This window comes from Sphingomonas xinjiangensis (genome assembly GCF_014199255.1).
In the GTDB taxonomy this organism is placed as follows: Bacteria; Pseudomonadota; Alphaproteobacteria; order Sphingomonadales; family Sphingomonadaceae; genus Sphingomonas; species Sphingomonas xinjiangensis.
Genome location: NZ_JACIJF010000011.1, coordinates 1 through 19125, shown reverse-complemented (window position 1 = coordinate 19125; position 19125 = coordinate 1). Strand labels below are relative to the sequence as shown.

Below are 19125 nucleotides of genomic sequence, written 5' to 3'. Positions count from 1 at the left end.
CATCTTCCTACAAGAGAAGATGTTTGGTTGTGATCGACGGTCTCGATCAGAGCGGAACCATAACAAGAAACAGAAACGGGGCGAAGCGCTCCGCTCGGGCATGGAGTGCATGTTTTGCTGAACAGTCTACCGATCTCTCGCAAGCTGGCAGGGGCGTTTGCCGCCGTCATAGTGATCTTCGCCGTGGTGGGGTCACTGGTGTTCCTCAACCTAGCCAGCCTGACCGAGGCGTCGCAGGACAAGGAACGCTCGCTGCGGGCGCTCCAACTCACCGAGACGATGATGAGCCAGGTGCTGGAGCAGCAGAACGGGGCACGTGGCTACGCCATTCTGGGCAAGGAAGAGTTCCTGAAGACCTATCGCGAGAATGGCGACAAGTTCTTCGAAACGGTGCGCGCGTTCAAGGAAGTGTCGCGTTCGGAGGAGCAGCAGGCGCGGGTGGAGGTGCTGGCGGGGCATGTGCGGACGCTGCGCGGCAAGCTGGACAACATCGCCGAACTGGCGGCCAATCCCGCGACGCGCGCTGAAGCGCAGCAGAAGACCGGCGTGAAGATGCTCGGCGATATCCGCGCGACGCTGAAGGAACTGGCTGCAGTCCAGGAGGCGCGCGTCCAGGACAGAATAGCAGCCGAGGAAGCGGCGGCGGCGGCGTCGCGGCTGGCGATCTGGACCGGCGGGTTCGCGTCGCTCGGGCTGGCGCTGTTCCTGGCGTGGTTCCTGTCGCGCAACGTCGCCAAGCCGATCGGCGCGCTGACCTGCGTGATGAAGGCACTGGCGAGCGGCGACAGTGGCGTGCAGGTGGAAGGCACCGCGCGCGGCGACGAACTGGGCGGCATGGCCAAGGCGGTGCTGGTGTTCCGCGACGCGGCGGTCGAGAAGCAGAAGGCGGATGCCGCGAAGGCCGAGGCGGATGCCGAACAGCAGCGTGTCGTTCAGGCGCTGGAGAGCAATTTGAGCAAGCTGGCCGCGGGCGATCTGCGCGCGACCATCACCGAGCAATTCTCGCCCAGCTACGAATCGGTCAGGACCAACTTCAATGCGGCGCTGGCGAGCCTGCGCGATCTGATCGGGTCGGTCAGCGAAAGCGCGGCGGCGATCCGTACCGGGTCGGGCGAAATCGCCCAGGCGTCGGAAGATCTGGCGCGCCGTACCGAGGCGAACGCCGCGAGCCTGGAAGAAACCTCGGCCGCGGTGACGCAGATGGACGGACGCCTGCGAGCGACCGCGGATGCCGCGAAGCGCACGGTGGTACGGGCCGACGGTGCGATTTCGACCGTCGAAGGCGGCCGGGCGATCGCCGACGAAGCGGTGCAAGCTATGGCGCGGGTGGCGGACGGGGCCAAGGGCATCGACAGCGTGATCGAAGGCTTGGACAAGATCGCGTTCCAGACCCGCGTGCTGGCCATGAACGCGGCAGTGGAGGCCGGGCGAGCCGGGGAGGCCGGACGGGGCTTTGCCGTCGTTGCAGATCTGGTGTCGGCGCTGGCGATGCGGTCCGAAGAGGAAGCGGCGCGCGCCCGCGACCAGCTGACTGCCACTCAGATCGATATCGTCGCGGCCGTGACGATGGTGGAAAAAGTTGACGGCGCGCTGGCCAACATCTCTGGCGACGTGGCCGAAGTGCATAGCCTGCTGGGGCAGATGGCAACGGACAACCAAGCGCAATCCACTGCCATCACGGAGATCAGCGTGGCGATCGGGACAATGGACCAGTCCACGCAGCAGAATGCCGCCATGGTCGAGCAGACCTCTGCCGCCGCGCGCAACCTGTCGAGCGAAGTGTTGGCGTTGGCCGAGCAGGCGGCAAAGTTCGAGACCGGCGGAGGGGCGGCTGGCCCCAAGTCCTTCAAGCCGATTGCGCCGGGGCGGGCCAAGCCGGCGGGGGGGTATCACTCGCCCGTGAAGCCGCTGCCGGTGTCGATTTCACCCCAGGCGGGCGACGACTGGACCAACTTCTAAACGCCGGTCCATCTGCAACGAGACTGTTCCCCGCCCTCGCCAGGGCACAGTCGCAATGCGGTTCAAGGGGCGCCTCCGCTCACCGACCGCGTGGCAGCTGAGCCCCGGCCGTGGCCGGGGAACCGACTGTTTGGGTTAGCTGCGGCAGCTCCTAGCGGTGCAGCCCAGACCCCTCTGTGGGGAGGGGGCGGGTGGCGCGTTCGGCGATGGCGTTCCCTTGCAACCTGAACGCCCCTCGGCAGCCCTCCGGCCTGCCACCTCCCCCCTCGGGGATTTGAGAAAGCGTTAGCCAGGGGTTGAAGCGGCGGCGTCGAGGCTTGGCGCCGCCGCTTCCGCGTGCGTGCCCAAGAAGCGATTGTACGCCCAGCCGATGCCGATCAGGGCGATGCCGAGCGCGAGGAAGGACAGGATCCGCAGCACGCCGTCGAGCGCGGCGGCGTCAACCAGGAACACCTTGAAGGTGACGGCGGTCAGGAGCGCGAGGCCGGCGATGCGCAGGTCGCGCGCGCCGGTGGCGATACCGCGCCACAGCCAGAACAAGGCCGCGCCGAGCAGCACTGCCGAATAGCCGCCATTTTCCGGGGTGGAGACCGCGCCGGTCATGAGGCTGCCATGCGCGGCCTGGCGCACGGCTGCGAGCAGCGCGACCAGGGTGGCGAGCGCCGCGCCGGTGCGGATCGGACGCGTCGGGGCGAGCGTCCATAGCCAGGCTGCGACCGCAGCGGCGTGGAGCACCGCGGCATTGAGCAGCGGGATGCCGCCGACCTGTTGCGGCACGAACACTGGCGAGAGCAACAGCAGGTCGAACCAGACGAAGCGGGCGAGGCCGAGGGTGAGGAGCACGCCGCCCAGGCTGGGAAAGCGCCTTGCCCGCAGCAGCAGCCAGCCGGCGGCAAGGCATGCCTGAGTGAGCAGGGCGCGTTCGAGGAAGCCCGCCGCGGCGAAACGATCGAGCGTGGCGAGGGCGAGGGGTTGCTTGGTGAGCGCGTAGAGCAGCAGCACCGCCACGGCGATGGCGAGGCTGCCGACCAGCCGGCGGGCGTTGCCGAGCATGCGCGGATCGAGGAGGCTCGCGACCAGCGCGGCGGTGGGCAGCGCGAGATCGCGCAGGAGCAACCCGGTGTGCGGCAGGCGCAGATAGGGCAGGCGGTCACCCATTACCGAGGCGGCGACAAGCTCGGTCAAGGCGAGCAGCGGCAGCCCTGCGGAGACCAGCGCCGCGGCGAAGGGGAGCACCGGCAGCTTGAACAAGGCACGCGCCTGAACGAAGCGCGCCCATCCGGCGAGGCCGAGGATCGCTAAGGCGAGCGGCAGCGACAGCCAGGCATGGGGCAGAAATTGGGCGAGGCCGAGCACGCCGAGCAGCGCGGTGGCGAGGCTGGCGAGGATCAGCGCGGAATCGTTCCCGGCAGAGCGGCGGTGCCAGGCGAGGTGCGCGCAGGCGGCGGCGGCGAGCAATTCGAGCACGCCCCAGGCGGGCGCGGCGAGCAGCGACGGTGCAGCGGCATGCGCCACCAGCAGCGGCCCCGCGGTGCCGCCGAGCGCGAGTTCGGCCCAACGCGGGCTGCGGCTGGCGAGCCAGTGGCCGGGAAGCGCGAACAGCAGGGTGGCGGCCACGGCAGCGAGCGGCGTAATGCTGCGCTCAGGGTGGAGCAGCGCGAGCAGTTCGAGGACGAGCAGGAAGCCCAGCGCAGCCAGCGCGGCGGGAAGGTACAGCGGTTCGCGCCACGACAGGAACAACGCGGCGGCGGCAAGGACGAGATAGAAGCTCCAGGCGAGCGCGCCGAATTCGAGCGAGGGCGCGAGCGCCACCAGCTGGACAAAGCCGGCGACGAGCGGGGCCAGGCGCAGCCAGGGATTGCGCGTGCCGGTGGCGGGCAGCGCGACGCTGGCGCAGGCGGCGAGCAGCATGGTGAACGCGCCGACCGCCGACCAATCCCCCGGTCGGTCGCCGAGCGCGGCAATCAGAAAGTTGATCCAGCCGAAGCCGGAGATGGCGGCGGCAAGCGCCAGCCAGCCCCAGCCGCGGCGGATGGCGAGCCCGAACAAGGCGGCGATGAACAAGGCGAGATAGAGGAGCAGCGGGCCGATCCCGGCGGCGTCGAACCCCGCGAGCAATGGCGCGACGAAGCCGCCGACCAGCGCCATCGCCGCCGTGGGCGGGCCGTGGCGCAATGCGAGCGCCATCGCTCCGGCAGTAACGGTGACCACCAGCACGAACGCGGGCAGCGGGCTGACCAGATGGTAGAGTGCCGCCGCCATGTAGAGCGTGCCGTACAGGCTGGCGATGCCCGCGCCGGCCAGCGCCTGCGCGACGCGCGGATCGTCGCGGGTGGCGGCGAGCCTCCGTGCGGCTTCGCTGCCGGCGATGAGGAGCAGGCCGAACAAGGCGGCGAGCAAGGTGCGGGTGCCCGGGCCGAGCAGCCCGCTCTCGATCGAATAGCGCACCAGGAAGAAGCCGGCGAGCACCAGCGCGGCGCCGCCGATCCAGATCGGCAGCCGGCCGCCGATCAGCGCTTCCAGGCTGAAGCGCGGCTCGACGGGCTGGGGTTCGCGCAGCGGCGCGGAAACGGGTTCCGGCTGTGGCAATGGGACATGCTGTTCGGGCGCCGGCTGTGGCACCGTCTCCGCGGCTTGCGAGACACGGCTGGCCAGCATCGCACGAGCGCGTGCGGCGGGACTTTCCTCGGGCGTCGGCAGGGCGACTCCCCGCGCCTCCACCTGGGCAAGGCGGGACTCGACGCGAGCCAAGTCCTGTTCCACACTCCGCAATCTTCGCAGGACCGAAAAAATGGCCGCGACGGCGCCAAGGGCGATGAGGAGCGTAAGCGCGTTCACTCCCCGCCTCTTGGCACAGGTGATTGCCCTTGTCGCGGGGCGTGGCTTTGAAGCCGGCTCGATGGGGGCGTCGGGTCGGTCATGGTTGCGAGAGGAATGCCTGATGATCGTCTTTGGTTCGACGCTTTCGCCCTATGTGCGCAAGGTGATGGTGTTCGGCGCCGAAAAAGGGCTGGTGCTGGAACTGAAGGGCGCGGGGATGGGCCGGGGTGGAGAAGATTTCGCGGCGGCGAGCCCGTTCGGGAAGATGCCGGGGTTCCAGGACGGCGATTTCCGGATTTCGGACTCCACCGCCATCGTCACGTATTTGGAGGCCAAGTTCCCAGAGCCGGCGTTGATCCCAGCCGAGCCGGAAGATCGGGCGCGGACGATCTGGTTCGACGAATTTGCCGACACGCTGATGATGGCGGCCGGCAGCGCGATCTTTGGTGAACGATTCGTGCGGCCGCGGGTGCTGAAACAGGAAGGTGACCTGAAGGCAGCGGATGATGCCGAGCATCGATTGCTGCCGCCCTTATTCGACTATCTGGAAGCGGTGGCGCCGGAACAAGGTTACCTGGTCGGGGATCGGCTAACGCTGGCGGACATTGCCGTTGCGAGTCCGCTGGCGACCTTGAGATGCATTGGCGTGCAGGCGTGCGAGGTGCAATATCCTCGAACGACGGTCTGGCTCGAGCGCATACTGGCGCGGCCGAGCTTTGCCGACATCGTCATCAAGGACGCGGCGCTGGTCAAGGCGCTGGGCGGCCCGGCGGTTGCTGCGGCATAGCGGCGGACGGAAGGAATCTGTGGCGGATCGGCCATGCCGCGCCTAGATCGCAGGGCATGCAGTTCAGCTTCATCAAGTGTCACGGATCTGGCAACGACTTTCCGCTGATCGACGCGCGCGCGCTGTCGCTGAGCGACGCCGGGTGGGCGGGGGTGGCGCGAGCGCTAGCCGATCGCAGCGGCCCTGTGGGCGGGGACGGGCTGTTGCTGCTGACGGCAGGCGATTCCGAGTCGGCATTCGGCATGCGGATGTTCAATTCGGATGGGTCGGAGGCCGAAACCTGCCTCAACGGGTTGCGCTGCACCGCGCGGCTTGGGTTTGAAGTGCTGGGGCTGGAACAGGCGACGGTGCGGCTGAAGACCAGCGTTGCGCAGGTAGTGCGCGACGCCGAATTGGCGCCGGGCGTGACGACGATCCGCACGGTGGCGGGCCCCAATTCGGTATCTGCAAGCGATGTCGGGCTTCGCATAGACGCGGTGCAGGTGATCGATGCCGTGGTGCCGGGGCTGCCGAGCACGCGTACATTCACTGCTGTGGCGATGCCCAACCCGCATCTGGTGACGTTTGTCGACCAAGTGGACGAAGCAGAACTGGTGGCGCTGGGGACATGGTGCGAGGCCGGGCCCGCGCTAATTCCGGCGCGAGCGAACGTGTCGTTCGTGGAGCTACGCGGACAAGCGGACCTGTTCGTGCGCACGTTCGAGCGGGGCGTGGGGCTGACCGACAGCTGTGGCAGCGCGATGGCCGCGTCGGTACTGGCGGCTGCGCTGACCGGACGCGTACCGTTTGATCGGCAGTTGCGGGTGTTCAACAAGGGCGGACTGGTCCGCGCCGAGGCGAGCGCGGAGCGAGTGGTCACGATCTCCGGCAATGCCAGCTTCCTGTACGATGCCAGTGTTCGAGTGGACGTGGCGACATGCCGAGCTGAGGTGCCGGTGATGCACGCCCGGCGTGAGGACGAGGCGGACGCATGGGCCGCTGCGGTCGATGCGCTCGCGTGAGCGGGATCAGCCGCCCAGTTTGGTGAGCACGAAGGCGATGAGGAAGCCGAGCACGGCGATCAGCCCGGAATAATCGTGTGTCGCTTCGGTCGCTTCGGGGATCATGGTGTCGACCAGCATGGCCAGGATCGCACCGGCAGCAACCGCGGTGACGCCCGCGAGCAAGTCGGGAGAGGCGCCGGCCAGCGTTGCATAGCCGAGCGGCGCCGCCATTCCCGAAGCAAGCGCGATGCCGCCCCACACCCCGAACACATAAGCCGGCGAACGGCCCGCCCGCTTCATGCCGGCGGCGCTCGACAGCCCCTCGGGCACGTTGGACAGGAACACCGCGGCTAGGGTGACCAGACTGACGCCCTTCCCGCCGAGCAGACTGGTGCCGATCACCACCGACTCGGGAATGCCATCGAGCAGCGCGCCGACCGCAATGGCGAGCCCGGAACCCTGGTCCGCGCCCTGCTGGGAAGCATCAGGGTTCGTACCCGAACGCTTGCGGTGGCGCGCACCGCGGCGCGATATGAGGACATTGGCGAGGGTGTAGGCTGCCGCGCCAGCAAGAAAGCCGGACGCCGTCGAATCGAAGCCGCCACGGGCATAGGCTTCGTCCATAAGGTCGAAGGCGACCGCCGATATCAGCACGCCGGCGCCGATCGCCATAATTGCCGCGATCAGCCGCTGCGGCAGGGCGACGAACCAGGCGATGCCGGCGCCCAGCACCAACGCCGAGCCACCAAGCAGGCCCCATAGGCCGGCGGAAAGTGCACCGGGCATCGCCTCAATTCAGGTTGCGGAAGCTGTTCTGGCGGAGAACCTGATCAACGCGGTCGACCAGCGCTTCTGGCGTGAAGGGCTTCACGAGATAATCATTGGCGCCAGCGCCCATCGCTTCTTCGACTGCGGCATCGCCGCCGGTGGCGCTCAGCATCAGCACGGGGGTGAGGTAGAGCTGGGGAAGGCGGCGGAGGGCGCGGAGAATATCCAGGCCTTGCATGCCCGGCAGGGCGCGGTCGAGAATCACCAGTTCGGGTTTTTTGAAAGCGATGGTGTCGAAGGCCAGCGTGCCATGGGTGATCACGCCGACGAGATGGCCGGCGTCGCTGAGGATTTTCTGGACGATGTCGCCGATCAGGCTGTCGTCCTCGACATAGATGATGCGTGCCATGATCAGATCTTGGCCAGCATCTGGTCGACGCGGAAAACGAGTTCGTCGGGATCGAAGGGCTTTTTCATATATTCGTTGGCGCCGGCGAAGCGGGCCAGTTCTTCGTCGCGGCTGGAGCGGCGGCCGGTGAGCATCATCACCGGCAATTCGACGAAGTCATTGATCTTACGCAGTTCCTGCACGAGCAGCACCCCCGAGAGCTCCGGCATGTTGCAATCCAGGATGACCAGATCGGGCCGCCTGGCCTTGATCACCCGCAGCGCTTCCGCGCCATCGGACACCAGCCCGGCACCATGACCCGCGGCGATCAGCGCGTCGCGGGCGACTTCCCCCGTGATCTCGTCGTCGTCTGCGATGATGATGCGTGCCATGTGCCGGACTCGTTTTCTCGACTGTTTAAAGCAATTCCCTCCATCATAGGCGCATGCTCAAGCAAAAAGACGCTCGGCTGGTCGATTTCGATGCCTCGACACACGCCAGCGCAGGGGTGAACGTGGTTACCCTGCTATAACGGTGAGGATATGAAGGGGCGCGACACAGCCGTGAACGGATTATCCAAGAGGCGGACGTCGATCCTGTTGATCAATGGCTTGTTGATGCTGTTGTTCTGCGCCGGATCCGGCATGTGGCTGGCCGTCCAGAAATATCAGGCCGACAAATGGGTGCGGCACACGTCCGAGGTCAGCCACGAGCTGTCGCGCGTGCGCATCCTGATGCTGCGCGGCGAAGTCGCTCGGCGCGGGTACCTGCTGACCGGGGATGGGCGCAGCCGCGCTGCCGCGGAGTCCGTGGAGCGCCGGATGATGCGCGAACTGCGTGGGGTGAGGGCGATGGTCACCGACAATGCCGCCCAGTCGGCACGGCTGGATCGCATCGAGATGCTGCTGCGCGAGCGGCTGAACGAAATTCGCCAGACCATCGCCCTGGGAGCGGCGGGCCGCCATGCCGAGGCGGCGGTGGTGATCGGCAGCGAACGCAGCCGGCACCGGATGGAAGAATGGGCGCGGCTGATGGACGCAGCCGAGACCACTGAGCGGCAATTGCTGGCCGAGCGGCAAACCCGGTCGATCGGGTATCAGCAGCCGGTACAGATCGCGTTCGGGTTGAGCGCGGTGCTGGTGCTGGTGCTGGCGCTCTTGATCGCGCGGGAGCGGCGCGAGCGCCTGGAAGCGATCAGCGCGGCGAACCAGCGGATGGAAGAGGACATCGCCCGGCGCGAAATGGTGGAGGCGCAGCTGGCACTGCTGGCCGAAAACGCGACCGACGCGGTGCTGCGCATCGATCTGGCTGGCATGTGCACCTATGCCTCTCCGTCGAGCGAACATGTGCTGGGCGCGGCACCCGAGACGTTGCTGGGACTGCCGATCAGCGTGGGCGCCAACGTCCATCTGGACCATCAGAGCGAACTGATCGAGTTCCACCATCTGCTGGCAACCGGCCAGATCGAGCGCGGCGTCATCACCTATCGCGCCGAAAAGCTGAACAAGCCGGGCGAACAGGTGTGGATCGAGGCGCATAGCGGATTGGTGCGCGACGAAGCGGGCCAACCGACCGAGATATTGGCGTCGCTGCGCGACGTGACCGACCGCAAGCGGATGGAACTGGAACTCGAAGCCGCGCGGGTACGCGCTGAATCGGCGGCAAGCACCAAGTCGAGCTTCCTGGCCAATATGAGCCACGAGATCCGCACGCCGATGAACGGGGTGCTGGGGTTCGCCGACCTGCTGCTGCACGGGGACTTGAATCCCGAGCAGCAGCGCCAGGTCCAGCTGATCGTCGACTCGGGCAAGGCGATGATGCGGCTGCTGAACGACATTCTGGACCTGTCCAAGATCGAGGCCGGGCAGATGCAGATCGCGCCCGAACGCGTCGACCTGGGCCATGCGCTGCGCAACTGCGCCAAGCTGATCCGGCCCGCCGCCGAGCAGAAGGGGCTGGAGCTGCGCCTGAACATCGCGCCCGAGCTGCCGCCCTTTGCGCAGATGGACGGGCTGCGGCTGCGCCAGATCGTGCTGAACCTGCTGGGCAATGCCGTGAAGTTCACCCAGGCCGGCAGCGTGACGATCGACGCGCGTTATGCGGCGGGCGAGGACGAGGGCGAGGGCGAGGACGGCGCGGCGCGGCGCATGCTGGAGATCGCCGTGTCCGACACGGGCGTCGGTATCGCACCGCATCGGCTGTCGGCGATCTTCGAGCAATTCGTGCAGGCGGAGAATTCAACCGCGCAGCGCTTTGGCGGGACCGGGCTGGGGCTGGCGATCAGCAGCCAGCTTGCCGAGCTGATGGGCGGGAGGCTGACCGTCGAGAGCCAGATCGGCCTTGGCACCACCTTCACCGTCCGGTTGCCGTTGAGCGAAGCGGCGGCGCCCGAAGCCACAGCATCGACCGAAGCGGCGGCGTGCGAGGGAGGGCGCCCGCTTCATGTGCTGCTGGCTGAGGATCATGACGTCAACCAGGCGCTGATGGAAGCGATGCTGGCCCAGATCGGCCACCGCGCCACGGTGGTGGAGGACGGCGCCAAGGCCGTCGCGGCGGTGCGGCAGGCGGCGAACGCGGGTGCGCCGTTCGACCTGGTGCTGATGGACATGCAGATGCCGGTGATGGACGGGCTGGAGGCGACGCGCGCCCTGCGGCGCGCGGGTGAAACGCTACCTATCGTGGCGCTGACCGCCAACGCCTATGCCGACGACGTTGCAGCGTGCCTGGCCGCGGGGATGCAGGCGCATCTGTCGAAGCCGGTGCAGCTGACGCAGCTGGCCAACGTCATCGCACATTGGGCGCCATCGGCGGCGCCGGTCAAAGCGGCGGTACCCGAGCTGGCGATCGGCCCGGCGCTCCAGGCCCGCTTCGACGCGCGCAAGGCCGAGCTGCTGGCCTGTGCCGAGCAGATCAGCGCGGGCCAGCGCTTTACCGACGCAGAGATCGCCGAACTGCGCGCGCTGCTGCACAAGCTGGCCGGATCAGCGGGCATGTTCCGCCAGATGCAGCTGGGGGAGCGGGCAGCCGAGCTGGAGGACGCGCTGGAAGCCGCGCCGGCCGAAGCGCGCGCCGGGCTGGTGCGCGAAGTAGAGACCGCGTTGCGAAAGGCGGCGTAGGGGGCAAGAAGGTGGGGGGCGTTGATGCCGGTCCTGGCGGGGACCATAGGGACAACGGCTGGCGCGATACCCCACCACCAGCTTTGCTGGCAGTCCCCCTGCCCCTGCGCGGGAGGATTCTAGCTGGCGCGGTAGTCGACGAGGCTGGCGAGGTGCTGGGCGTCGGGCAGCCGGGCGGTGCCGCTTCGTAAGTCGAGTACGCCGTCGCGGCGCATCGATTGCAGCGTGCGGTTGATATGGACGCTGGTGAGGCCGAGCGTGTCGGCCAGCACCTCCTGCGTGAGCGGCATCGGGAAGCCGGTGCCGTTGACGAGGTCTGCGGCGGCGAGCCGCTCCTGCACCTCTAGCAGCCAGTCGGCGAGGCGTTCATACGCGCTCAAGCGTCCAAGGCGGGCGATCTGGCGGTAAAGGTGGGTCTGTTCGGCGGCAGCAGCGGCGGCATAGGCCCGATCCAAGGGGCTGCCAGGCGCAGCGGTTGGGGCTGGAGCGACCGTGACTTCGGTCAGCGCCGTCACCGGGGCGGCGGGCGCGTCGGGCCGCGCGGCGGCGATCACATCGCCAGGCAGCAACAGGCTGAGAAGCTGGCGGCGGCCATCGGAAAAGATGCGGACGCGGGCGGCCCAGCCGGCGACGAGCAACAGCGGCCGGCCATCGAACTGGCTTTCGGTGATTTCACGATGCGCGCCGATGCGGCAGCGGAGCGATTCGGCATCGCGCAGCCCGTTGCGGTCCGCGTCCGACAAAGCGGCCAGACGGGACAGCCGTGTCACCACGGCGGAAAAGGCAAAGCCGGAGCGGTAGGCGATATTCATGCCAGGTCAACGCCTTACGAAGCAACTCGGTCCACCGAGTCGGCGCGTGCAGTATCCCATGAGGGGACATGGATGTCGCACGAAACCTGGCCGGGCAGGACATCAAGGGTGGCGCGGGCGCCGAGTTGATAGGGCAGCGCCTGTTCGATGAACTCGCGGCCAAAGCCTTGCCGTAGCGGCGCGGCGCCCAGCACGGCCATGCCGCGTTCGTCCCAGTTGAAGTGAAAGCCGTCGGGCGCCACCCGCCAGCGGATCGCCAGCGTGCCGCGTTCGGGCAACAGCGAGAATATGCCGAACTTGATCGAATTGGTGGCGAGTTCGTGGAGCGCCAGGCCGAGCAGTTGTGCGGTATTCTGAGGCACGCGGACTTCGGGTCCTTCGCAGGTCACGCGCGGATCGCCCGCGGCGTGAATGCTTTGCAATTCGTCATGGACCATGGTTTGGAAGTCGAGCGTGGCGTCCGGACCGACGCCGTGCACCAGCTGGTAGCGGGTAAGCACGTCGAGGCGACCGTTGAAGTGGTTGGCGACATCTTCAAGATCGCCGCCGGCGGCAACGGTGCGCGCGAAGATCGAACGGACGATGGCGAGCATGTTGCGCACCCGGTGCTGTAATTCGTCGCGCCACAGCTGTTCGCGCGCAAGCGAGGCCTGCGCACCGGCATCGGCGGTTGTCAGCGCGCGTTCCGCGTCGGTCAGCCGTGCATCCATATCGGCGCCGTTCGGGGGGGGAAACGCGTCGAGCGGGCCGGGTTCTTCAGTCATGCGCACGGCCATTCTGTGTATGGGCAAGGCCACAACGTTCCTGCGCCGGGAGCGTGCCCAACAAAGTGCGCAAAGTTAATTCATCTGCTTCGATGAACTGGGATTCGTCTTTGCGCGGGGTCAGAGGGGGCCGTAGCACGGTGTCGACCGCTTCCCTTCCCCGAGAAAATCCGATGGCCGACAGAGTCGCTCCCGATCCGCAGTTCGAGTCGCTGCTGTCCTATATCCAGGAAAGCCGCGGCGTGGATTTCCGCGGGTATAAGCGCACCAGTCTGCGCCGGCGGATCGCCTTGCGCATGGAAGCGACCGGGGCAGAGGACTTCGCGGCATATCGCGTGCAGCTGGAAGTGCAGCCGGGCGAATTCGCGGAACTGCTCAACACGGTGCTGATCAACGTCACGTCGTTCTTCCGTGACGCCGATGCGTGGGAGGTGCTGCGCGAGCAGGTGGTCCCGGCCATTATAAAAGCGGCCGAGAAGAATGTCGGCATCCGCGTGTGGAGCGTGGGCTGCGCATCGGGGGAGGAGCCGTTTTCGATCGCCATGCTGTTCGCCGAGGCGCTGGGCGTCGCCGAATTCTGCGAACGCGTGAAGATCTATGCCACCGACCTGGACGAAGAGGCGCTGAGAAGCGCCCGGCAGGCGAGCTATGGCCCGCGCGACGTGGAGAATGTGCCGCCCGATTTGCTCGAAAAATATTTCGAGAAGACCAAGAACCATTATCTGTTCTCACGCGAGCTGCGCAAATGCGTGATATTCGGTCAGCACAATGTGGTGCACGATGCGCCGATTTCGCGCATCGACCTGCTCACCTGCCGCAACCTGCTGATCTATCTGGAAGCAGAGACCCAGAGCGTGGTGCTGCCGCGGCTGCATTACGCGATGAACCCCAACGGCTATCTGTTCCTGGGGAAGGCCGAGACGCAGCTGGCGCGATCGGCGCTGTTCCGGTCCGTGAAGGCAAAGTACCGCATTTTTACCAAGGTGCCGCAGGAATGGCGGCGGTCAATCGGCGGGAGTTTCAGCAGCAGCCGGCCGCGCATGGAGCCTTCGGGCGCGGATGCGCGGATGTGGAGGCGGTGATCAACGGCAGCGGGACCGCCTTGCTGGCGATCGACGAGATCGGTGCGGTGATGCTGGCCAACACGCCGGCGCGCCATCTGTTGGGCGTGGGCGAGGCCGATATCGGGCGGCCGTTCCAGGACCTGCCGATCTCGTACCGCCCGATCGAATTGCGCGGGCCGATCGACGAAGCGTTCCGCCAGCGCCACCGCGTGCGGCTGGAGGATCAGGAATATCGCTTGAGCCAGAACCAGGTGCTGCGGCTGAGCGTCGATATCCGCCCGCTCCAGCGCCCCGATGGCAGCGTGCATGCGGTGCTGTTGGCGTTCCACGACCAGACCCGGCTGTTCACGCTGCAGCGCGACCTGGAAGCGGCGCATCAAAGCCTGGAAACCTCGATCGAGGAATTGCAGTCGGCGAACGAGGAGCTGGAGACCGCCAATGAGGAGTTGCAGTCGAGCAACGAGGAGCTGGAGACCACCAACGAGGAGTTGCAGTCGATCAACGAGGAACTGGAAACGCTGAACGAGGAAGCGCGCTCGTCCTACGAAGAGATGGGGTCCGGCAACGAGGAGCTGCGCATCCAGGCCGAGCAGGCATCGAATTACCGGCTGTACCTGGAATCGGTGCTGCGCGCGATGAACGGCGGCCTGATCGTGATGGACGAGAAGCGGCGCATCCTGAGCTGGAACCGGTGGAGCGAGAATGCCTGGGGGCTGCGCGCCGAGGACGTGCTGGGCACCAATTTCGACACGCTGGACATCGGATTGCCGGTGCAGGCGATGCGCGACGTGCTGGGCAGCGTGCAATATGGCGATGAGGACCAGGCCGAAACAGTGGTGGAGGGGCTGGACCGGCGCGGGCGGCGGATCGTGTGCCGCGTGCGGATCTCTGGCCTGCTGGACGACAATGGCGGGTCGCAAGGGCTGGTGCTGGTGTTCCGGGACGTCAACGACGAGCGGGTGCGCGAGGAATATGCCCGTCATCTGGGCGAAGTGATCAGCAGCGAGCGCAACGAAATTTATCTGGTCGACCGGAGCAGCCTGCGCTTCGTGATGACCAACGAGGGCGGGCAGCGACGGCTGGGCTTTGCGCTCGACCATCTGAGCCGGATCGCGCTGCCCGACGTGATCGAGGACATGGGCGTGGCGCAGGTGCACGCGGCGCTGGCGCCGCTGCTGACCGGTTCCACGCGGCAAGTGGCGTTCGAGTGCAGGCTGCGCACTGCCGAGGGCCAGACGTTCCGCGGGACCGTGCAGGTGCAGGCATTCGCCGACGGATCGCAGCCGATGCTGATCTTGAGCGTGCGCGACGCGGACGACTCCGCGGCGGCGGGAGAAACGGGCGGCTGAACCTCGGGAGAACGAGGTCCTAACGCGCCGTTAACCGAGACGCATCTATTTGGGCGGGATCGGAAAAGGCAAGTCGAAGGCCGGCGTGATGACGAACAACAGCAAGCAGATCCTGGACTCGGTTGCCGAACATGCCGCGCGGGTGAAGGCCCGGCTGGCGGAGACGCATGCCGCGATAGCGCGCGCGCGCGCGGATGCTGCCGAGGGGGATGCTGGGGCGGCCGACGGCTCGGACGATGCCGACGGCGCGGGCAGGAGCAATGTGATCGCGCTCGTGCGCTGCTAGGCCTCGGCTTCGGTTTCGCTGCCGTTTTCGCGAAGGCTGGCCATCGCTTCTTCGAGCACCTTGATGAGCTGAGCCGAATCCTGCGAGGCGCTTTCCAGCGCTTTTCGGAATGGGTCAGGCCGCGCTGGTGGGCGCTGTCGCTCATCTGCGCGAACAAGCGGATGCGGTCGCGGTGGGTGCGTACGGCGACCCCCAGCGCGCGTTCGAGTTCGTCATTCTGCGCCGCGGCCAGCCCCAGGGGCGTGTAGGCATGGCCGACCTGGCAGCGGAAGCGCAGCTCCTCCTGCACCTTGATCTCGTTCAGCACGCCCCCGCAATCGGGGCAGGAGATGCGGCTGGCCTGGCCAGGCGTGACGATGTCGGGTTCTGCCACGGCAAATTCCGGTGCGGCGATGCGGTCCTCGGTACCAAGTTCCTCGGGCAGCGGGATGGACGGCGCGGCTTGCTCGGCAGTTAAACGAGCGAGCAGCGCGGGTAGATCCGCCAACGCAAGGGCATGATCGACATGGTCGCGCTTCAAGGCGTTGCACGGCATGGACGGCCATTCGGCATCCTCGGGATCCTGGATCACCGACATGCCGCCAGCCGCCTTGATCGCGATCAGCCCCTCGGTCCCGTCGTCGAGCAGGCCGGTGAGCACCACCCCGATCACGCGCGAACCGTAATGCACCGCGGCCGAGCGGAACAGCGCGTTCACCGCCGGGCGGGTGCGGTTCTCATAGGGGCCGCGCCGCATCAGCACGCGGCCGGGGCGAATCAGGATGTGATGATCGGGTGCGCCGACATAGATGTGCCCGGCCTCGAACGCCTGCCCGTCCATCGGCGTGAGGACCGTGAGCGGGCTGACCTTGTTCAACAGCTGCGGAAGGACGCTGCGGGCCGAGGGCGAGATGTGCTGGGCGATGAACACCGCGGCGGGCAAATCGGCGGGCAAGGCCGCGCACAGCCGCTGCAACGCGTCGACCCCGCCGGCGGAAGATCCGATAACAATGATGTTCTTTGTCGCCATTGGATGCACCTTTCCCGGCCAACGCAACGAAGGCTGTGTGGCGAAGGTGCAAACCTGCTGAAATAAATCAGCGACGATTCCTGCAAACATGCGTTACATTGCGGGAAACAATCGAGAAACCGATGGCGCAGTCCGCAGACAACCATGTGTCACACCGGTTGCTCGATGAAAACGAGCAGCTTCGCACCGCGTTGGAGTGTGCGCTGGAAGAGAATGCGCGGATGGCCGAGGAGCGCGAGCGGTCGCTGCACCGCATGGCCGTGCTGTCGAGCGAGCTGCGCGCCGCGCGTGCCCTGAAGGCCCGTTCGTTAGCGGAGGCAGAGGCCGGTACCCAGGCGGACGGGGACACGGTGGAGGCGCTGCGCCCGCGCGCCAAGCAGGGCGAAGTGGAAGAAGAGCTGCGCGTCGCGCTGGAGGAATTGCAGGTCCTGACCGAGGAACTGGAAGCCGCCAACGCCAGCCTGCACGAGACCAACCGCCAGCTGGACGTGCGGGTGGAAGAGCGGACGCGGCGGCTGAACCACACCAACGAAGTGCTGCGCACCACCGAAGCTTCGTTCCGCACCATCGCCGACCTGGTTCCCGACCTGTTGTGGCGTACCGATGCGCTGGGGCGCGCGACCTGGTTCAACGAACGCTGGGCGCGCTATTCGGGGCAGCTGGACGAAACGCCGCTGGGCTGGGGCTGGCTGGAGGCGGTGCACCCCGACGACCGCGCCGCCGCCCGCGCAGAGTGGGAGCGCGCGGTGGCCGGGGAGGGCGACTATCAGCAGGAATTCCGCATCCGCCGCGCCGCGGGCGATTATCACTGGTTCCTGGTCCGGGCCGACGCGATGCGCGATGGGGACGGGCGGATCGTCAACTGGTACGTGGCGGGGACCGACATCCACGCCCAGCGCGAGGCGCTGGAAGCCTTGCGGCAGAGCGAGCTGCGCTTCCGCACACTGGTGGAAGGCATGTCGCCGCTTGCCTGGCGCGCGCAGATCGGCGGGCATTGGACATGGTGCAGCCGTCAATGGACCGCCTATGCCGCGGCCCCTTTTTGTTTGGGGGGAGAGACGGCGAACTGATCGAGGATGTGGAAGGTGCACTGTGGACGCGCGACCTGATCGAGCGGCAGCGCGCAAAGCGCGTGCCAGAGCTGGTGCGGGTGGTGGTGGGCGTCGACCCGCCGGCGAGCGCCACCGGCGACGCGTGCGGGATCGTCGCCATGGGGCTGGGGCGTGACGACTGCGGCTATGTGCTGGAGGATGCGAGCGTTTCGGGGCTTCGGCCCGAGGGCTGGGCGAACGCGGTGGCGGCGTGCGCGGCGCGGCATCGGGCGGACTGTGTGGTGGCCGAGGCCAATCAGGGCGGCGACATGGTGGTGAGCGTGCTGCACAGCGCGGACGCCGGGCTGGCGGTGCGCAAGGCCTATGCCACCAACGGCAAGGCGGCGCGCGCCGATCCGGTGCAGTTGAAGTACGAGGCCGGGCGGATCTTTCATATCGGGGCTTTCCCCGAACTGGAGGACGAATTGTGTGGGATGCAGATGGGTGGCGGCTACGAAGGACCGGGGCGCTCGCCCGATCGCGGCGACGCGCTGGTATGGGCCGCGACCGAGCTGATGCTGGGGAAAGCGCGTGGCGCGCGGATCAGCTTCCTGTAAGCGTGAATGGATAATTCGGGAGTTCGAATTTGATACCGCGCGAATTGCTAGACACTGCCGAGGTGCCGGGCGGCGAGCCGCTGCGGCTGTTCAAGCGGGGCGGCGACTTCATGATCGTGCTGGAGCGCAACGAGCTGATGAACAGCCGGATGAGCGGTTCGGAAGAAGCGCTGGCCGAGATGACGATCGCGCGGCTGGGGGTGAAGGACCCCCATGTGCTGATCGGCGGGTACGGCATGGGCTTCACGCTGCGCAAGGCGCTGGCGTTGCTGGGACCCGAGGCCGTGGTGAGTGTGGCCGAGCTGGTGCCCAAGATCATCGACTGGGCGCGCGGGCCGATGGCCGAACTGACCGCGGGCGGGCTGGACGATCCGCGCACCCATGTCGAGATCGTAGACGTGGCACGGGCGATCGGGCGCGCGCAGGGCGTGTATGACGCCATCCTGCTGGACGTGGACAATGGCCCCGACGGGCTGACGCGGCCGGGCAATGACGGGCTATATTCGATGTCCGGGCTGAAGGTGGCCAAGGCGGCGCTGAAGCCCGGCGGCGTCCTGGCGGTGTGGTCGGCCGCGCCGGACGCGCGGTTCGCCAAGCGGATGCGAGACGCCGGGTTCCTGGTGGAGGAAGTGGCGGTCCGCGCGCGGCAGAACGGCAAGGGGCCGCGGCATGTGATCTGGTTCGGGGTGCGGGGGTGACCTTCTTCTCCCTCTCCCCTCTGGGGGAGAGGGGCTTGGATCCTCGGTTTAGCTTTGCGGCTTGTCGGTTGGGACACACTTCCCCTCTCCTAACCCTCTCCCCGGAGGGGAGAGGGCTTTTAGGGCTTCGCTGATGGCTTGGGCTACGCCTTCGAGGTTGGTGGCGGTGTCGTGGTTGGTGAAGCGGATTACCGTGTAGCCTTGGGCTTCGAGCCAATGGGTGCGGCGGGCGTCGTAGGCGTCGCGTAGTGCGTGGGTGTCGCCGTCGACCTCGACGACCAGCCTGGTCGAGCGGGCGGCAAAGTCCGCGATGTAGGGGGCGATCACCACCTGGCGGGCGAACTTGACGTTATCGAACTGCTTGGCGCGAAGCATGCGCCAGACGGGGCTTCGGTGTGGGTCGGTTGCGCGCGCATGGCTTTGGCGCGGGCGAGGAGCGCCGGGTTGGTTCGGGGCATTTTAGTGCTCCTGCGCGGAACTGGCGCGATGCTCTTGCAGTGAACGGCTGACGTCAAGCTCCCTCTCCCCCTTCGGGAAGAGGGCTTTTGGAGCAGGAGATTCAGATGAAATGGTGGGGGCGTAATACCAGCTTGCGTTGAGGTTGACTCACGAAGGAGATTCCCAAGGCGGTGAAAGTCTGAATCATTGGCGTCCTGCATCAGGAGGACGCGATG

Annotated in this window: 18 protein-coding genes and 1 pseudogene; 11 read left to right on the top strand and 8 right to left on the bottom strand. The window is 67.0% G+C overall.

Annotated features, from left to right (window positions below; translation table 11 throughout):
- Positions 1-114 precede the first annotated feature (114 nt).
- Positions 115-1959 (top strand): methyl-accepting chemotaxis protein, encoded by a 1845-nt coding sequence (locus FHT02_RS15540; protein ID WP_246352448.1) that lies wholly within the window; start codon positions 115-117, stop codon positions 1957-1959.
- 285 nt (positions 1960-2244) lie between these two features.
- On the opposite strand, the gene FHT02_RS15535 is transcribed toward FHT02_RS15540, so the two are convergent.
- Positions 2245-4710: a DUF2339 domain-containing protein gene (locus tag FHT02_RS15535; protein ID WP_246352447.1), complete on the bottom strand. Its 2466-nt coding sequence runs from the start codon at positions 4708-4710 to the stop codon at positions 2245-2247.
- Positions 4711-4750: 40 nt separating this feature from the next.
- On the opposite strand from FHT02_RS15535, the gene FHT02_RS15530 reads away from it, so the two are divergent.
- Together FHT02_RS15530 and dapF are read left to right on the top strand one after the other, a co-directional pair.
- Positions 4751-5566 carry a glutathione S-transferase family protein gene (locus FHT02_RS15530; protein WP_343056970.1) on the top strand — a complete coding sequence of 272 codons (816 nt, stop codon included), beginning with the start codon at positions 4751-4753 and terminating at the stop codon, positions 5564-5566.
- A 56-nt stretch (positions 5567-5622) separates the two neighbouring features.
- A complete protein-coding gene (gene dapF / locus FHT02_RS15525) occupies positions 5623-6567 on the top strand; it encodes a diaminopimelate epimerase (protein ID WP_184089631.1) in 945 nt (314 codons plus the stop codon).
- Between the two features lie 6 nt (positions 6568-6573).
- Here the strand turns inward: dapF and FHT02_RS15520 are convergent, their stop codons facing one another.
- The 3 genes from FHT02_RS15520 to FHT02_RS15510 are packed head-to-tail and all read right to left on the bottom strand — an operon-like array spanning position 6574 to position 8097.
- Complete coding sequence (locus FHT02_RS15520) at positions 6574-7335, bottom strand: ZIP family metal transporter (RefSeq protein WP_184089628.1); 762 nt, start codon at positions 7333-7335, stop codon at positions 6574-6576.
- 4 nt (positions 7336-7339) lie between these two features.
- Complete coding sequence (locus FHT02_RS15515) at positions 7340-7726, bottom strand: response regulator (RefSeq protein ID WP_184089625.1); 387 nt, start codon at positions 7724-7726, stop codon at positions 7340-7342.
- Between the two features lie 2 nt (positions 7727-7728).
- Positions 7729-8097 (bottom strand): response regulator, encoded by a 369-nt coding sequence (locus tag FHT02_RS15510; protein ID WP_184089622.1) that lies wholly within the window; start codon positions 8095-8097, stop codon positions 7729-7731.
- A gap of 171 nt (positions 8098-8268) precedes the next feature.
- On the opposite strand from FHT02_RS15510, the gene FHT02_RS15505 reads away from it, so the two are divergent.
- Entirely contained in the window at positions 8269-10821 is a 2553-nt protein-coding gene (locus FHT02_RS15505) for an ATP-binding protein (RefSeq protein WP_184089619.1), read from the top strand.
- A 119-nt stretch (positions 10822-10940) separates the two neighbouring features.
- Here FHT02_RS15505 and FHT02_RS15500 read toward each other — a convergent pair whose 3' ends face one another.
- Together FHT02_RS15500 and FHT02_RS15495 are read right to left on the bottom strand one after the other, a co-directional pair.
- Positions 10941-11633 carry a Crp/Fnr family transcriptional regulator gene (locus FHT02_RS15500; protein WP_184089616.1) on the bottom strand — a complete coding sequence of 231 codons (693 nt, stop codon included), beginning with the start codon at positions 11631-11633 and terminating at the stop codon, positions 10941-10943.
- A 14-nt stretch (positions 11634-11647) separates the two neighbouring features.
- Positions 11648-12397 carry a sensor histidine kinase gene (locus tag FHT02_RS15495; protein ID WP_184089614.1) on the bottom strand — a complete coding sequence of 250 codons (750 nt, stop codon included), beginning with the start codon at positions 12395-12397 and terminating at the stop codon, positions 11648-11650.
- A 173-nt stretch (positions 12398-12570) separates the two neighbouring features.
- Between FHT02_RS15495 and FHT02_RS15490 the strand changes: the two genes are divergently transcribed.
- The 4 genes from FHT02_RS15490 to FHT02_RS15475 all read left to right on the top strand — a co-directional run bounded on the left by FHT02_RS15490 (position 12571) and on the right by FHT02_RS15475 (position 15553).
- Positions 12571-13479, top strand: a complete 909-nt coding sequence (locus FHT02_RS15490) for a CheR family methyltransferase (RefSeq protein ID WP_184089611.1) — start codon at positions 12571-12573, stop codon at positions 13477-13479.
- Positions 13392-14810 (top strand): PAS domain-containing protein, encoded by a 1419-nt coding sequence (locus FHT02_RS15485; RefSeq protein ID WP_184089608.1) that lies wholly within the window; start codon positions 13392-13394, stop codon positions 14808-14810. Before FHT02_RS15490 ends, FHT02_RS15485 begins: the two co-directional genes overlap by 88 nt.
- Before the next feature lie 88 nt (positions 14811-14898).
- On the top strand, positions 14899-15096 hold the full coding sequence (locus FHT02_RS15480) for a hypothetical protein (protein ID WP_184089908.1): 198 nt from the start codon (positions 14899-14901) through the stop codon (positions 15094-15096).
- A gap of 109 nt (positions 15097-15205) precedes the next feature.
- Complete coding sequence (locus FHT02_RS15475; protein WP_184089905.1) at positions 15206-15553, top strand: hypothetical protein; 348 nt, start codon at positions 15206-15208, stop codon at positions 15551-15553.
- 69 nt (positions 15554-15622) lie between these two features.
- Here the strand turns inward: FHT02_RS15475 and FHT02_RS22255 are convergent.
- Positions 15623-16105 (bottom strand): annotated as a pseudogene (locus tag FHT02_RS22255) (chemotaxis protein CheB); the annotation flags it as partial.
- Positions 16106-16227: 122 nt separating this feature from the next.
- On the opposite strand from FHT02_RS22255, the gene FHT02_RS15465 reads away from it, so the two are divergent.
- Genes FHT02_RS15465 through FHT02_RS15455 form a run of 3 tightly spaced genes read left to right on the top strand, consistent with a single transcriptional unit; the run spans position 16228 to position 18451 of the window.
- Positions 16228-17175 carry a PAS domain-containing protein gene (locus FHT02_RS15465; RefSeq protein ID WP_184089605.1) on the top strand — a complete coding sequence of 316 codons (948 nt, stop codon included), beginning with the start codon at positions 16228-16230 and terminating at the stop codon, positions 17173-17175.
- Positions 17148-17753 carry a phage terminase large subunit family protein gene (locus FHT02_RS15460; protein ID WP_425506446.1) on the top strand — a complete coding sequence of 202 codons (606 nt, stop codon included), beginning with the start codon at positions 17148-17150 and terminating at the stop codon, positions 17751-17753. The genes FHT02_RS15465 and FHT02_RS15460 overlap by 28 nt, the downstream gene beginning before the upstream one ends.
- A 29-nt stretch (positions 17754-17782) precedes the next feature.
- Positions 17783-18451: a spermidine synthase gene (locus FHT02_RS15455; RefSeq protein WP_184089599.1), complete on the top strand. Its 669-nt coding sequence runs from the start codon at positions 17783-17785 to the stop codon at positions 18449-18451.
- Between the two features lie 48 nt (positions 18452-18499).
- On the opposite strand, the gene FHT02_RS15450 is transcribed toward FHT02_RS15455, so the two are convergent.
- Positions 18500-18826, bottom strand: coding sequence for an endonuclease domain-containing protein (locus FHT02_RS15450; RefSeq protein ID WP_246352446.1), 327 nt, complete (start codon positions 18824-18826; stop codon positions 18500-18502).
- Between the last annotated feature and the right edge of the window lie 299 nt (positions 18827-19125).